Origin of the sequence: Bacillus sp. S/N-304-OC-R1, from assembly GCF_019749375.1 — a bacterium.
Classification (GTDB): Bacteria; Bacillota; Bacilli; order Bacillales; family Cytobacillaceae; genus Cytobacillus.
Window position 1 is genome coordinate 333,778 of sequence record NZ_JACWFE010000001.1, and the last position, 14,619, is coordinate 348,396.

Below are 14,619 nucleotides of genomic sequence, written 5' to 3' on the forward strand. Positions count from 1 at the left end.
AACTTTTTGCTAGAAATCATTACAGGGGCTAGTTTTCATCTTTATATCTTTCAACAAGCACAGGCTGATATTGTCTCCCATTCATAGCAGACTCAATTGTTTCCGTTAAAGCTGTCATTCTAGCAACCATTGAATTTGGCTTCTTCACTGGATCATCTTGCCCAAAAGGAATAAAGTAAATATTTTTTGTTGCCATTAGTCTCATAAGATTGACACCATTTAATCCAAGAGCATCATTTGTAGAAATTCCAAGCACAACTGGCTTTTGATTACGCAATGTTGCTTTCGCTGCCATTAAAACTGGGGAATCTGTCATGGCATTGGCAAATTTGCTCATTGAATTTCCGGTTAACGGAGCGATAACCATACAATCTAGAGGAATTTTCGGACCAAGCGGCTCTGCTTTTACAATTGAATCGATCACTTTATTGCCTGTGAGATCTTCAATTCTCTGTACCCAATCCTCCCCCTTGCCAAATCTTGTATCTGTGCTCTTTACAGTGAATGTGACGACCGGCAAAACTTCGGCTCCTGCGTTAACAAGCTTCTCAATTTCCGGGAACACCGCATCGTATGTGCAATGAGATCCTGTAAGACCAAAACCGATACGTTTTCCATTTAAACTCATATTAAATATTCCCCTTTCGCCTTGTACTATCTTCTTTAATTAGCTGTGAAAGAACCTTTGCTAATATTTTTCCGGCTGTTTTCGGAGCAACGATTCCAGGAAGTCCGGGTGCGAGCAGTGCCTTCACGCCTCTCTTTTCTGCATACCTGAAATCTGTTCCACCTGGCTTGGAAGCTAGATCAATAATAAGAGTATGAACAGGCATTTTTGCAATGACCGAGGCAGTTACAACTAAATGAGGAATCGTATTGATACAAATATCAGTATCCTTCACTTCATTCTCTAAATCATTTAAATGGAATGGTGTAAGACCCATTTCTGTAATTCTTGCGATATGTTCGCTTTTCCTCGCACCTACCTTAACCTTCGCTCCAAGTGCTGAGAACACTCTTGCGACACTCATCCCAACTCTTCCAAGACCGAGCACCGTAATGTTCGAGCCATGAATCGTAATATCTGTATGTTGAATGGCCATCATAATAGTTCCTTCTACTGTTGGAATAGAATTGTAAATAGCGACATCATCCCGTTCAAATAAATTTACTAAACGTCTATTTGCCTGTTTTGTAATGCTGTCTAAATAAGAGTTGCTTATGCCTGAATAAATTGTGCAGTGTGCTGGTGTTTCCAAAAGCATTTCTTTGCGCAAAAACACCTTTTCATTAGAAAATATTGTTTCAATTTGACCATCCAAGGCAGTTCCTGGAACAGGTAATATAACAACATCTTTATTTGAAAAATCGACTTCTTCAATTTTCTCTTTGACAGCTCCAGTAAAAGCATGGTCTAATTGTTCAAATCCGATTAACGAAAGCTTGGCATCCAGCTCAGTTAGTTTGCGAATAATTTCAAGCTGCCTAGCATCTCCGCCAATAACAGCAATTTGTATATCTGTTAGCATGAAACCCTCACCTTCTTCTAATGAGTGTACAGGTATTGTTTTAATTAACTACTGCCACATCCTATGTACGAAAGTCTAAATCGGTGAGTTTTCCATGCAAAGAAATGGTATGATATAAAAGGTCTGAGGGGATTTTTTGGGGGTAGAAGGTAAGTGGGCACTGGGTTTTAGCCTAATTATAATTAAATCAATGTATCTTAAAAAATTTTTTTCCAAAAAAAATAGACTGGCATTGCCAATCTATACGCTATCTAAACCCATATTAATCTGTTTCTTCTTCATCAGGCATATCTAAAATGATCATATCGGTACCTATTTTTTTTATATGACTCCAAGGAACTCGAATTTCATCACCTTGTCTTTTAAGTCCGAACCATTTTAATGATGGAATAACCAATGCTTGTATTTGTCCACTTTTTTCATTGATTTCCAGATCTGTTTGCCCAAGAACACCTAAACGTTCAGCTTTTTTAACATCAACGATTTCTTTTCCACTTAATTCACTTAGTCTCATTTTTCCCCCTCCTTCTTTACAATTTATCGTTTTGATCAAGGTTTATTACTAGTTATTGCTCTATTTCTACAAAAAAACAGCCTGTTTTATAAACAGACTGTAAAAGAGATTATAAGCCTTTTGGTAATTCTCCATCAGGGCTAATTAATGCAATAGAATACTTGTCGGTAAATACAGAACTCGCCATTTCATCTACACCTTGTTTAGTAACGGAATCAATTTGTTCAAGAATTTCATCTAAAGATCGATGACGTTTTAGCAACAGCTCATTTTTTCCATTTCTGCTCATCCGGCTATTTGTGCTTTCTAAACTAAGCATGAGGCTGCCTTTCAACTGTTCTTTACTATTATTAAGTTCCTTCTCAGTAATTCCTTCTTGTTTCAACTTAATTAACGTTTCTTGCATTGTTTCAAACAATACATCTAATTGCTTTGCACCTGTTCCTCCATAAAGAGTTACAATTCCTGCATCTTGATAAGCGGAGTGGTAAGAGAACACAGAATATGCAAGCCCTTTTTGCTCTCTAACGTCCTGGAATAGCCGGCTGCTCATACTGCCGCCAAGTATATTATTCAGAACGATTAAATCATACATATCAGTATGGCCAACTTGAAGCCCTTCAAATCCGATACATAAATGTGCTTGTTCTGTATCCTTTTTTCGGACAATTCTATTTGAATGAAATTCAGGCTTTTGTTCCACTTTTTCCTGTCTGCCGCCTTCATAGGATCCGAAGTATTTTTCAACTTCGTTTATAAAGGCATCTGAAATATTACCTGCTATAGAAATAACTACTTTTTCAGGTGTATACATATCGTGAACATATTCTCTCAATTTATCGCCATTAAAGGTAGCCAGTGTTTCCTCTGTACCTAAAATTGGATAGCCAAGAGGGTGATTCTCATAGATTCCTTTGCTAAGCAGATCATGTACAATATCGTCTGGGGTATCCTCATACATTTTAATTTCTTCATACACTACATTTTTCTCTTTATTTAGTTCTTCTTCGACAAATGTTGAGTTAAAGAACATATCCGCTAGTACTTCTAATGCAAAATCAGCATGAGTATCTAAAACCTTTGCATAATAGCAAGTATATTCCTTCGAAGTAAAGGCATTTACCTGTCCGCCAATACTGTCAAATGATTCTGCAATTTCACGAGCTGATCTAGTTTTTGTCCCTTTAAAAAACATATGCTCTAAAAAGTGAGAGATTCCATTATTCTTCAAGTTTTCATCTCTTGATCCTGTTCCAATCCAAACTCCAATTGCTACGGAACGAACGGTTGGAATATTTTCTAATACGACTCTTACTCCATTTTGGCATGTATATTTCTTTATCAAAGAAATTCCTCCTGTTCCTATAACACAGATGCGCTTTTAGTTATTTTCAATATTATTCCCATTTTTAAAATTATGATTAGCCATTGGCCTGTCAGAGTTTAATAATTCACTTACGGTACCAATCTGCAAATTCTGTTGTTGAAGCTGGATAATTAGCCGATCAAGTGATTTTGCTGTTGCATCAGTCGGGTGCATTAATATCATTGCTCCATTATGAACCTTTCCTAGGACACGTTTAAGCAATTGCTCTGGAGTCGGCTTTTTCCAATCAACAGTATCAACTGTCCACAAGACTGTCTTTAAATTTTCCTGTGCTGCTATTTGCACTGTTTCATCACGAAAACTACCGCTTGGCGGACCAAACCAAACAACAGGTTGATCAGTGAGAGCTTTAATGACTTCATTGGCTTTTTGAATTTCTTCTCTAATCGTACTCGATGATATTTTTGCCATATCTGGGTGAGAATATGAATGATTGCCGATTTCATGCCCAGCAGCTTCAATCATCTTGGCTAGTTCAGGATTATTTTGAGCCCATCTGCCTTCTAAAAAAAAGCTTGCCGATACATTATGCTTTTTTAATGTTGCTAGGATATCCGTTATGTACTCATTACCCCAGGCCACATTTATGATGAAGCTTACCATCGGTTTTTCAGGATGGCCTTTATAAATAGGTGATGGCGGTAAATCATTTAACTGCAACTTTGGCAGGACCTGCTGGAAGACAAGCTTTTCTTCTTTAAATTCCCCATCTGCTTTCATCTTTTTATATGAGGCATCAATATCAACCTTTATTCCATTCAAACCAGGAATAGCTTTCCATACACGGTCTATTTTCGCGTCTTGCGGTGGAATATAGTATTGAGCAGACCTAGATACAATTTCATTATATAAAGGATCCTTTTGTTTGGAAGCGATTATTGAACCAGCTTTTAATCCTAGCACATATTCACTAGTTAGTGGATTATTAACAAATAAAATCGCAGCAATAAAAATAATGCTAAAATGTATCATTCTTTTCATTCTCTATGCCTCCTTCCATAAACCATATGTTTTGGAAGGACAAGGTAGAACGAGCTTACGTCATGCATAGGCAGATATTTTTCTGCTTTATATGTATATGGAAAGAGTCAGGAGGGATTCCCCCTGACTCTTTCCTAAAGTTCAATTATTGCTGTGCTTGCTCTTTCTGCTCGCGCTGTTCACGCAGTACAGCTTTGCGTGATAAATTAACACGGCCTTGTTTATCGATTTCAGTTACCTTTACTAACAACTCATCTCCAATAGAGACAACATCTTCAACTTTGCCAACACGTTCTTCAGCAAGTTCTGAAATGTGAACAAGCCCATCTTTTCCGTTAAATATTTCAACAAAAGCACCGAATTTTTCAATTCGTTTAACTTTACCAAGATACATTTGTCCGACTTCCACTTCTCGAACGATATCCTCGATAATCTTCTTCGCTTTTTGATTCATTTCTTCATCAGTAGAGGAGATAAATACTGTTCCATCTTGCTCGATGTCAATTTTAACGCCAGTCTCTTCAATGATTTTATTAATTTGCTTACCGCTTGGCCCAATAACATCTCGAATCTTATCAGGATTAATATGCAATGTTAAGATCTTTGGAGCATATTTAGATAGTTCTGTTCTTGGTTGAGCAATTGTGCTTAGCATTGATTCTAGAATTTGCATACGACCTTTTTTAGCCTGCTGAAGTGCTTCTTCTAATATCTCACGTGATAAGCCTTCAATTTTGATATCCATTTGAAGTGCTGTAACACCGTTGGCAGTACCAGCCACTTTAAAGTCCATATCCCCTAAATGGTCTTCCATACCTTGAATATCTGTAAGAATGGAGTAGTGTTCACCTGACTTAATTAATCCCATGGCGATTCCAGCAACAGGTGCTTTAATCGGCACACCTGCATCCATCATAGCAAGTGTACTTGCACAAATACTAGCTTGGGAAGTAGAACCATTTGATTCCAATACTTCAGATACTAAACGAACTGTGTATGGGAAATCCTTTTCTGATGGAATAACTGGCTCTAATGCACGCTCACCTAATGCACCATGACCAATTTCACGGCGGCCAGGTCCTCTCATTGGCCCTGTTTCCCCAACACTGAAATTAGGGAAGTTATAATGGTGCATAAAGCGTTTTTCTTCCTCAATACCTAGTCCATCAAGAATTTGAACATCCCCTAAAGCTCCTAGAGTACATACACTTAGTGCTTGAGTTTGTCCACGCGTGAATAGTCCAGAACCATGAGTTCTAGGAAGAATGCCAATTTCAGAAGATAAAGGGCGAATAATATCCAATCCGCGGCCATCAGGACGTATTTTTTCTTCTGTAATAAGTCTACGCACTTCACCTTTTACGATCTTATCTAGAATTTGTTTCACTTGTTTAAGATCATCATCAGCTGCTTCTTTTTCTTCAAATTTTGCTAAGACAGTATTTTTCACTGCTTTAATTGCATCTTCACGTGCATGTTTTTCCTGAACCTGAATAGCTGCAATCATTTCTTGTTCACAAAGAGCACGGACTTCAGTTTCTAACTCCTGATCAAGTTCAAATAGAACTATTTCAAGTTTCTCCTTGCCAATTTCTGCAACAATTTCTTCTTGGAAAGCAATTAAACGCTTAATTTCTTCGTGGCCGAACATAATTGCTTCTAGCATTATTTCCTCAGGTACCTCAAGTGCACCTGCTTCAACCATATTGATTGCATCTTTTGTACCAGCTACTACTAGATGAATATCACTTTTTTCCGCCTGTTCAACTGTTGGATTAATAATGAATTCACCATCAATGCGGCCAACACTTACTCCAGCAATCGGTCCATCAAACGGGATATCTGACACACTTAATGCTAAGGAAGATCCAAACATAGCAGCCATTTCTGATGAACAATCCTGGTCAACACTCATTACCATACTGACTACTTGTACTTCATTACGAAATCCATCAGCAAATAATGGGCGAATCGGTCTATCAATTAATCGGCTCGCTAATATAGCTTTTTCACTCGGACGGCCTTCTCTTTTAATAAATCCCCCAGGTATTTTTCCAACAGCGTATAGTCTCTCTTCATAATTAACAGTCAAAGGAAAGAAATCTAAATTCTTTGGTTCCTTTGATGCTGTAGCCGTACTAAGTACAGCAGTATCTCCATAACGGACTAGAACTGCTCCATTAGCCTGTTTTGCCAGCTGGCCAATTTCAACTGTTAATTTCCGGCCAGCCCAGTCTATAGAATAAATATGTTTATCTTGTCCCATATTTTGTAACCCCTCTCTACCTTTTCACAATGGAGGTTTAGTGAATGTTTTGGAACCCTAAACCTAAAACTAAATGCTCATAAAGTATGAATTATGCGTATGTATAGTATGTACATTTTTATTGCATGTTAAAATCGGTGTTTTATGTATGTAAACATGTGTTCTATTTAGGCTAATAAAAAAGCGGGAAAATTCCCGCTTCTCATTGTCTAGCTTCGAGTGCCATCGGCTCGAGGTCACAAGCCAATCCGACAAGAAGGTAAAATACAACCTTCATGCCGGTTTGTCTTATGCTTGTCGCCGATATGCAGGCACTCTCCGCTTTTCCAATTATCGACGTAAACCTAGTTTGTTGATTAACTCACGGTAACGTTGAACGTCTTTGTTACGAAGGTAAGTTAACAGGTTACGACGTTTACCTACCATTTTCAAAAGACCGCGACGTGAGTGGTGATCTTTCTTATGAGTACGTAAATGATCGTTTAATTTGTTAATTTCCTCTGTAAGGACAGCGATTTGAACCTCTGGAGAACCAGTGTCATTTTCATGAGTTTTAAACTCATTGATAAGTTCGTTTTTACGTTCTTTAGTGATTGCCATCCGTTTCACCTCCTAATTTTTCAAATCCCCTGTTACCGAGCAAGCGTCGGTGACTCGACTTGCCAAGCAAAGGTTCTTTTGATACGTTAATAAGAATACAACTTTTTATGACAAAATGCAAGGCTAAACCTTGTTTTTTTCAAAGTAAGAGAGTGCAGACTGTTTATCTTTTTCTATTTGTGCTACCAGTTCATCGATCCCCGAAAATTTTTGTTCTTTTCTTAAATGCAGGCGCCACTCAACTGTCACTTCTTGACCGTATATATCTTGATCAAAATTAAAGATATGAACTTCAATTGAAGGTTTTTTCGTCATTTCATTATTGAATGTCGGCTTAAAACCAACGTTGCAAACTCCTTCAAGCCATTTCCCCTGTACCATTATTCGTACACAATAAACCCCTAAAGGCGGAATAATATAATCATCAGTTACATCAACATTTGCTGTTGGAAAGCCAATTGTACGCCCTCTTTTATCACCGTGAATGACTACACCTGATGTACGATAAAACCTGCCAAGTATAGGAGGAATCTCTTCCATTTTGCCGGCATCCAGCATAGAACGAATTAAAGTTGAGCTTACTTTCTCATTATTGGCAGCTAGCTTTGGTACAATCGTGAAATCGAATTTTCCCCTCGAGTGAAATGTCAAAGTTTCCATCGTTCCTTTTCCCATTCTGCCATATGTATAATCAAAGCCTGCAACAACATGATTGGCATTTAAATTTATTAAATATTGGTCCACAAATTCCTGCGGCAATAAATTGGCGAACTCTTTTGTAAAGTGAATGATGAATAAATAATCAATTCCTAAGTCAGATATGATCTGAATTTTATCTCGAAGCGGAGTGATATACTCTATATGCTTTGTACTTTTTCCTAATACAACTGAGGGATGAGGATCAAATGTCATAACTGCACTTTTTAAGCCGCTTTTTTCAGCAATCTCCTTTGCCTCCAAAATCACTTTCTGATGTCCAAGATGAACACCATCAAAATAACCCAAGGCGATAGCTAAAGGAGGATTTTGTTCTTTTTCAAAATATTGCGGATGATTAATTCTAATTATTTCCATGATGGTTCACCTTTTTTCTATCAAAGCCTAATTTCATTCAAGCATTTCATTTCGAATGACCTTAACAGGTTTCATTAATCCTTGCTTTTCCTTGTGACGATCATATATAGCAAGTACCATACCATCAGCCATTTCAACGGCGATCGGCCCGTCCACTTCTTGTAATCCATTGGGAATGGGCAAAACAGCACCATTTTTTACTTTCTTTGCTACTGTATCATTTATCGTATATTTGGGCAAATGAGAAAGCGCTAATTCAAGCGGCTTAATTCTTTCTGAAATTGTTCCGTTTTGTACAAAGGTTTCCACTTCTTCAAGTGTTAAACAATCTTGTAATGAAAATGAAGCTGATTGAATTCGGACGAGTTCAGACATATGTGCAGGAAACCCAAGTCTTTCACCTATCATAACAGCTAGTGTACGAATATATGTCCCTTTACTGCATGAAACTTTAAAACGAAACTTAATCGTTTCCCCACTGAAATTTTCACGATTATCTAGTAGTTCTATTGAATAGATGCTTACTTTCCTTGATGGCCTATCGACAGCAATTCCTTGTCTTGCATATTCATATAGCCTTTTCCCATTAACTTTTACAGCGGAGTACATCGGTGGAGTTTGTGTAATTTCTCCTGTTAAGCTTTTCAATACTTTAATAATTTCATCTCTTGAAAATGTTTCTGTTAACTTCTGTTGTTCAACAATTTCGCCAGAAGCATCTTCAGTAGTCGTCGAATATCCAATTGTTACTTCTCCCTCGTATGCCTTCCCTGCATCTGTAATGTACTCAGCTACTTTAGTAGCTCGACCTAGACAAATTGGCAGTACGCCTGTTACATCTGGATCTAATGTTCCTGTATGGCCGATTCTTTTCATCTTTAAGATTTTTCGCAGCTTAAATACACAATCATGTGAGGTCATTCCTTTAGGTTTAAATAGCGGCAATATCCCTTCCATCTATTTCCCTCCTTATTCGAAAAAAATGGATAGACAATTGTCTATCCATCATCCATTTCTATCATTCATCTTCATTTTCTTTTGAACGATCTTCATCATGGATTTGATGAAGTAATGATTCAATACGATTTCCGTAATCGATGGATTCATCAAATTCAAAGAAAATTTCTGGAGTTTTACGCAAACGGATACGCTGCCCAATTTCTGAACGGATAAATCCTTTTGCTTTGGCAAGACCTTTAAGCGTATTTTCTCTTTGTTCCTCATCTCCAAGGACAGATATAAATACGGTTGCTTGCTGCAAATCTCCAGTTACTTGTACATCAGTTACCGTAACAAATCCAACACGAGGGTCTTTAATTTTACGGCCGATGATGTCCCCAAGTTCTTTCTTCATCTGTTCTCCAACTTTATTTGCTCGAAGGCTCATACAATTTCACCTCTATTAATCAAAGCAGCTCAACTTCTGTGATTGTTCGTTCTATTTCTGGAAACGAATCAATTAATTTAAGGGCATTTTGCAGTTCATGCTCCGTTGAAACTCGAGAAGACGATACAGCAACAATGGCTATCTTCGTTCGCTGCCACACATCTTGATGCTCCACCTCTGAAACAGATACATTAAACTTTTGCTTCAAACGTGTAAGAACTCTTTGCAATACAGCTCGTTTTTCTTTTAAAGAATGTGTGTCATATATGATACATTCACAAGCTGCAAGCCCTACGATCATTTACGTTCAACTTCCTGCATGACGAAGGCTTCAATAACGTCTCCTTCTTTCACGTCGTTAAAGTTTTTAATTGTAATACCACACTCATATCCTTGACTTACCTCTTTAGCATCATCTTTGAAGCGTTTTAGAGCATCTACTTCCCCTTCAAAAATAACAATGCCATCACGGATTAAACGGACACCGCTATCACGTGTAATTTTACCGTCTGTAACATAGGAACCTGCGATTGTTCCAACTTTAGACACTTTAAACGTTTGGCGAATTTCTGCCTGACCAATAATTTTTTCTTCAAATTCTGGATCAAGCATTCCTTTCATCGCCAGTTCAATTTCTTCAATTACTTTATAAATGACACGATGCAGACGAATTTCTACACCCTCTGTTTCAGCAGCACGTTTTGCATTATTATCAGGACGAACATTGAATCCAATAACGATCGCATTGAATGCAGCTGCTAATGTAATATCAGACTCATTAATGGCGCCAGCACCAGTATGAAGAATACGAACATTAACGCCTTCAACATCGATTTTTTGAAGGGCTGTTGTAAGTGCTTCAGCAGTACCTTGAACGTCTGCCTTCACAACAATATTAAGGTCCTTCATTTCGCCTTGTTTCATATGCTCAAATAAATTGTCTAAGCTGATTTTTGTCTTTTCACTTCTTTGTGCTTGTAATGCTTGCTGGGCACGAGCTTCCCCAATTTGACGAGCTGTCTTTTCATCAGGAAGCACGACAAAGCGATCCCCTGCTTGTGGTACATCATTAAGACCAGTAATCTCAACAGGTGTTGATGGACCAGCCGTCTTAACTCGGCGGCCAAGATCATTTACCATCGCACGGACACGTCCAAACGTATTTCCGACAACAATTGGATCTCCAACTTTTAATGTTCCGTTTTGAACAAGAAGAGTTGCTACTGATCCGCGGCCCTTGTCTAATTGAGCCTCAATCACTGTACCAACAGCATTTCTGTTTGGATTTGCTTTAAATTCCTCAACCTCACTGACAAGGAGGATCATTTCTAGGAGATCATCAATTCCATTGCCTTTAAGAGCTGAAATAGGAACAAAAATAGTTTCCCCACCCCAAGCTTCAGGTACTAATCCATATTCCGTTAATTCTTGCATAACACGGTCTGGATTAGCAGATTCTTTATCCATTTTATTTACAGCTACGATAATTGGAACTTCTGCTGCCTTTGCATGGTTAATGGCTTCGATTGTTTGTGGCATTACACCATCATCGGCTGCTACGACAAGAATCGTAATATCCGTAATTTTCGCTCCCCTTGCACGCATCGTAGTGAAAGCTGCGTGGCCTGGAGTGTCTAAAAACGTAATTTTTTTCCCATTTTCAACAACTTGATAAGCACCGATATGCTGAGTAATTCCGCCAGCTTCTCCAGCAGTTACTTTTGTGTTACGAATTGAGTCCAATGTTGTTGTTTTACCGTGGTCAACATGCCCCATTATTGTTACAACAGCTGGACGCTCAATTAATTCTGCACCCTCATCATCAGTGAAATATACTTCTAAATCTGTAACATCGATATGAACTTCTTCTTCAACCTCAACACCATAATCACCTGCTATTAATTCAATAGCATCTTTATCTAACACTTGGTTAATTGTTGCCATAACCCCAAGCAAGAATAATTTCTTAATTAATTCTGAAGGTTCACGATGAAGCTTTTTCGCTAGCTCTGCAACTGTTAATGTATCGCTGTAAGTAATCTTTGTAGGAAGTTCTTTTACTTTTTTAGGTGCAGGAGGGACTTGTGCCTGATAGCTGTTCTTGCCTTTTTGATTGTTTTTATTTTTATTTTGACTATTATTGCTATTTTTGTTCTTATTCTTATTAAAAGCTTTGTTTTCTTTTTGTTGCTGATCCTGATTCTGCTTTTTACCATCGCCTTGTTTTGGGGCTGGATTATTATTTACCTTTGCTACAGCAGGCTGATCTTCAGGATTAGAATTTTTTGGTTTTGTCTGAACATGGTTAGCCTTTTGTTCATTTTGCTTTTGAGGCTGTTTTTCTTCTTTCTTACCGTAGATTTCGTCCAATTTTTGTACGGCTGAAGATTCAATTGTTGTCATATGGTTCGAAACCTCTATATTCATTTCTTTTAGTTTTGTAATTACGTCTTTACTTGATACGTTTTGTTTTTTTGCATATTCGTAAACGCGTATTTTACTCATACTTTCACCCCCGCTGGTATTAATCGAGCAACGACTTCAGTTTCTTTGCAAATCCACCGTCTAACACGGCAACCACAACCCGAGCTTCTTTCCCAATCGCCTGACCAAGGATTTCCCTGCTTTCAACAATACGATAAGGTACTTGATAGGATTTACATTTATCAGTCACTTTTTTTGTCGTGTTTACAGAAGCGTCTGCTGATAGCAATATGAGCTTCGCTTTACCGTTTCTTATTTCTTTGATAGTAAGCTCTTCACCCGAAGTAATTTTTCGTGCCCGATTCGCTAAGCCAAGCAATGACATCCATTGATTAGAATTCATTTGGATAGTCGTTTCTCCTTCTCAATTAGCTCAAAAAGTTCTTCATAAATTGAATCATTTATTGTAACCTCTAAATGGCTAGCTAATATATTTTTCTTTTTTGCAAGTTTTACTGCCTCTTCATCTTTAGAAAGGTAAGCTCCCCGGCCAGATTTCTTGCCAGTTAGATCAACTGAAACTTCCCCTTCTTTAGAGCGAACGATGCGAACGAGTTCTTTCTTCGGTCTCATTTCACCGGTAGCGACACATTTACGCATAGGAACTTTTCTCTGATTGTTCACATTCATTCACCTCCAATTATTCCATATCATCTTGTAAATCAAGATTCTCATCGTCTTCAAACTCATTGGCATCGAATGTCAAGAGAGTTTCTTCCCTTGGATACATTCCTGACTCACGTGCTTCAGATTCCGATTTAATATCAATTTTCCATCCAGTAAGTTTTGCAGCAAGTCTTGCATTTTGTCCACGCTTTCCAATGGCTAAAGACAGCTGGTAATCTGGAACAATAACAGTAGTAGCTTTATCGTTTTCGTTTACAATGACATCAAGAACTTTAGATGGACTTAAAGCATTCGCAACGAATACAACCGGATCTGCAGACCATTTCACAATATCAATTTTTTCGCCCTTTAATTCATTTACTACCGCTTGAACACGGGTACCCTTTGGTCCTACACATGAACCTACCGGATCAACTTCTTCGTTATCTGAATGAACAGAGATTTTTGAACGATCCCCAGCTTCACGAGCAACAGATTTGATTTCTACTGTTCCGTCGTAAATTTCCGGTACTTCAATTTCAAATAATCTCTTTAAAAGTCCAGGATGTGTTCTGGATACAAAAATTTGCGGTCCCTTTGTTGTCTTTTCAACTTTTGTAATAAATACTTTAATTCTATCATGTGGCTTATATTGTTCATTCGGCATTTGTTCATTAGTAGGAAGAATGGCTTCAATTTTTCCTAGACTAACATAAATAAATTTAGAATCTTGACGCTGAACAATCCCTGTCATGATATCTTCTTCACGGTCAATAAATTCTGAATAAATAATGCCTCTTTCAGCTTCTCGAACACGCTGTGTAACGACTTGCTTAGCAGTTTGAGCCGCAATACGACCGAAATCCTTAGGTGTAACTTCTAATTCTACAATGTCTTCAACTTGATAATTTGGATTCATTCTTTGGGCATCTTCAATTGAAATCTCAAGTCTTGGATCAAAAACTTCTTCAACTACTTCTTTTCGAGCGAAAACTCTCATTGTTCCACTGCCAAGATTTAAATCGATCCGTACGTTTTGTGCTTGATTGAAGTTTCTGCGGTATGCAGATACTAACGCTGCTTCAATTGCATCAATAATAACGTCACGTGAAATGCCTTTTTCTTTTTCAAGTAAAGTGAGAGCATCTAATAATTCGCTGCTCATGAGACTTTTTCCCCCTTTAATCGAAGAGCGCGTTTAGCGCTCAATGGTCTATTATGAAAAAACAACTGCTAATCTGGCATTGGCTACTTTTGCATAAGGAATTTCAATACTTTTCTTTCTAGTTTTAATCTTAATTTCAACTGTGACTGTTTCTCCGTCAAAATGGGTTAAAACTCCTTCAAATGTTTTATCACCATCAATAGGCTCGTATGTTTTTATGTAAACATTTTTGCCGACTGCTTTCTCAAAGTCCTTTGCATTTTTAAGAGGGCGTTCAGCTCCAGGTGATGAAACCTCTAAGAAATAGTTATAAGGAATAGGATCAACTTCATCAAGCTTCTCACTTAATTTCTCGCTGACTAGTCCGCATTCCTCGATATCAACACCAGTTTCCTTATCAATAAATACTCGAAGGAACCAATCTCTTCCTTCCTTGACGTATTCAATGTCAACTAATTCTAAATTAAGCTCATCTAAAATGGGCGTGACTAATTGTCCGACCGTATCAGTCACTTTGCTCATAATATCCCTCCTTTAACTGGGTCATAGCTACAAGTGAAATTTGGATAAATGTATTGACTAAAAATAACGTATACAACACGAAAGAGTGGGTTGCCCCACTCTTC

The 14,619-nt window shown here is 37.8% G+C and carries 16 protein-coding genes; all 16 read right to left on the minus strand.

The window, feature by feature from the left end:
- Nucleotides 1-28: 28 nt before the first annotated feature.
- Nucleotides 29-628, minus strand: a complete 600-nt coding sequence (gene dpaB / locus H0173_RS01620; RefSeq protein ID WP_221844167.1) for a dipicolinate synthase subunit B — start codon at nt 626-628, stop codon at nt 29-31.
- 1 nt (nt 629) lies between these two features.
- On the minus strand, nt 630-1,529 hold the full coding sequence (gene dpaA / locus H0173_RS01625; protein ID WP_221844168.1) for a dipicolinic acid synthetase subunit A: 900 nt from the start codon (nt 1,527-1,529) through the stop codon (nt 630-632).
- A 262-nt stretch (nt 1,530-1,791) separates the two neighbouring features.
- Nucleotides 1,792-2,043 (minus strand): YlmC/YmxH family sporulation protein, encoded by a 252-nt coding sequence (locus tag H0173_RS01630; protein WP_221844169.1) that lies wholly within the window; start codon nt 2,041-2,043, stop codon nt 1,792-1,794.
- 109 nt (nt 2,044-2,152) lie between these two features.
- Nucleotides 2,153-3,388: a M16 family metallopeptidase gene (locus tag H0173_RS01635; protein WP_221844170.1), complete on the minus strand. Its 1,236-nt coding sequence runs from the start codon at nt 3,386-3,388 to the stop codon at nt 2,153-2,155.
- Nucleotides 3,389-3,424: 36 nt separating this feature from the next.
- Nucleotides 3,425-4,411: a polysaccharide deacetylase family protein gene (locus H0173_RS01640; protein WP_221844171.1), complete on the minus strand. Its 987-nt coding sequence runs from the start codon at nt 4,409-4,411 to the stop codon at nt 3,425-3,427.
- A 145-nt stretch (nt 4,412-4,556) separates the two neighbouring features.
- Complete coding sequence (pnp, locus tag H0173_RS01645; RefSeq protein WP_221844172.1) at nt 4,557-6,677, minus strand: polyribonucleotide nucleotidyltransferase; 2,121 nt, start codon at nt 6,675-6,677, stop codon at nt 4,557-4,559.
- A 330-nt stretch (nt 6,678-7,007) separates the two neighbouring features.
- Complete coding sequence (gene rpsO / locus H0173_RS01650) at nt 7,008-7,277, minus strand: 30S ribosomal protein S15 (RefSeq protein WP_221844173.1); 270 nt, start codon at nt 7,275-7,277, stop codon at nt 7,008-7,010.
- 123 nt (nt 7,278-7,400) lie between these two features.
- Nucleotides 7,401-8,351 (minus strand): bifunctional riboflavin kinase/FAD synthetase, encoded by a 951-nt coding sequence (ribF, locus tag H0173_RS01655; protein ID WP_221844174.1) that lies wholly within the window; start codon nt 8,349-8,351, stop codon nt 7,401-7,403.
- 33 nt (nt 8,352-8,384) lie between these two features.
- Nucleotides 8,385-9,308, minus strand: a complete 924-nt coding sequence (truB, locus tag H0173_RS01660; protein ID WP_221844175.1) for a tRNA pseudouridine(55) synthase TruB — start codon at nt 9,306-9,308, stop codon at nt 8,385-8,387.
- A 61-nt stretch (nt 9,309-9,369) separates the two neighbouring features.
- A complete protein-coding gene (gene rbfA, locus H0173_RS01665; RefSeq protein WP_221844176.1) occupies nt 9,370-9,738 on the minus strand; it encodes a 30S ribosome-binding factor RbfA in 369 nt (122 codons plus the stop codon).
- A gap of 19 nt (nt 9,739-9,757) precedes the next feature.
- A complete protein-coding gene (locus tag H0173_RS01670; RefSeq protein WP_221844177.1) occupies nt 9,758-10,039 on the minus strand; it encodes a DUF503 domain-containing protein in 282 nt (93 codons plus the stop codon).
- Nucleotides 10,036-12,243 carry a translation initiation factor IF-2 gene (infB, locus tag H0173_RS01675; RefSeq protein ID WP_221844178.1) on the minus strand — a complete coding sequence of 736 codons (2,208 nt, stop codon included), beginning with the start codon at nt 12,241-12,243 and terminating at the stop codon, nt 10,036-10,038. The genes H0173_RS01670 and infB overlap by 4 nt, the downstream gene beginning before the upstream one ends.
- 19 nt (nt 12,244-12,262) lie before the next feature.
- Nucleotides 12,263-12,565, minus strand: a complete 303-nt coding sequence (locus tag H0173_RS01680; RefSeq protein ID WP_221844179.1) for a YlxQ family RNA-binding protein — start codon at nt 12,563-12,565, stop codon at nt 12,263-12,265.
- A complete protein-coding gene (rnpM, locus tag H0173_RS01685) occupies nt 12,562-12,846 on the minus strand; it encodes an RNase P modulator RnpM (RefSeq protein WP_221844180.1) in 285 nt (94 codons plus the stop codon). Before rnpM ends, H0173_RS01680 begins: the two co-directional genes overlap by 4 nt.
- Nucleotides 12,847-12,862: 16 nt before the next feature.
- Nucleotides 12,863-13,993 carry a transcription termination factor NusA gene (gene nusA / locus H0173_RS01690; RefSeq protein WP_221844181.1) on the minus strand — a complete coding sequence of 377 codons (1,131 nt, stop codon included), beginning with the start codon at nt 13,991-13,993 and terminating at the stop codon, nt 12,863-12,865.
- A 51-nt stretch (nt 13,994-14,044) separates the two neighbouring features.
- Nucleotides 14,045-14,518 carry a ribosome maturation factor RimP gene (gene rimP, locus H0173_RS01695; RefSeq protein ID WP_221844785.1) on the minus strand — a complete coding sequence of 158 codons (474 nt, stop codon included), beginning with the start codon at nt 14,516-14,518 and terminating at the stop codon, nt 14,045-14,047.
- Nucleotides 14,519-14,619 lie beyond the last annotated feature (101 nt).

Excerpts from the sequence above, each read along its gene's own strand:
- dpaB (WP_221844167.1), bottom strand. The coding sequence starts at position 628 with ATGAGTTTAAATGGAAAACGTATCGGTTTTGGTCTTACAGGATCTCAT.
- dpaA (WP_221844168.1), bottom strand. The coding sequence starts at position 1,529 with ATGCTAACAGATATACAAATTGCTGTTATTGGCGGAGATGCTAGGCAG.
- H0173_RS01630 (WP_221844169.1), bottom strand. The coding sequence starts at position 2,043 with ATGAGACTAAGTGAATTAAGTGGAAAAGAAATCGTTGATGTTAAAAAA.
- H0173_RS01640 (WP_221844171.1), bottom strand. The coding sequence starts at position 4,411 with ATGAAAAGAATGATACATTTTAGCATTATTTTTATTGCTGCGATTTTA.
- pnp (WP_221844172.1), bottom strand. The coding sequence starts at position 6,677 with ATGGGACAAGATAAACATATTTATTCTATAGACTGGGCTGGCCGGAAA.
- rpsO (WP_221844173.1), bottom strand. The coding sequence starts at position 7,277 with ATGGCAATCACTAAAGAACGTAAAAACGAACTTATCAATGAGTTTAAA.
- ribF (WP_221844174.1), bottom strand. The coding sequence starts at position 8,351 with ATGGAAATAATTAGAATTAATCATCCGCAATATTTTGAAAAAGAACAA.
- truB (WP_221844175.1), bottom strand. The coding sequence starts at position 9,308 with ATGGAAGGGATATTGCCGCTATTTAAACCTAAAGGAATGACCTCACAT.
- rbfA (WP_221844176.1), bottom strand. The coding sequence starts at position 9,738 with ATGAGCCTTCGAGCAAATAAAGTTGGAGAACAGATGAAGAAAGAACTT.
- H0173_RS01670 (WP_221844177.1), bottom strand. The coding sequence starts at position 10,039 with ATGATCGTAGGGCTTGCAGCTTGTGAATGTATCATATATGACACACAT.
- infB (WP_221844178.1), bottom strand. The coding sequence starts at position 12,243 with ATGAGTAAAATACGCGTTTACGAATATGCAAAAAAACAAAACGTATCA.
- H0173_RS01680 (WP_221844179.1), bottom strand. The coding sequence starts at position 12,565 with ATGAATTCTAATCAATGGATGTCATTGCTTGGCTTAGCGAATCGGGCA.
- nusA (WP_221844181.1), bottom strand. The coding sequence starts at position 13,993 with ATGAGCAGCGAATTATTAGATGCTCTCACTTTACTTGAAAAAGAAAAA.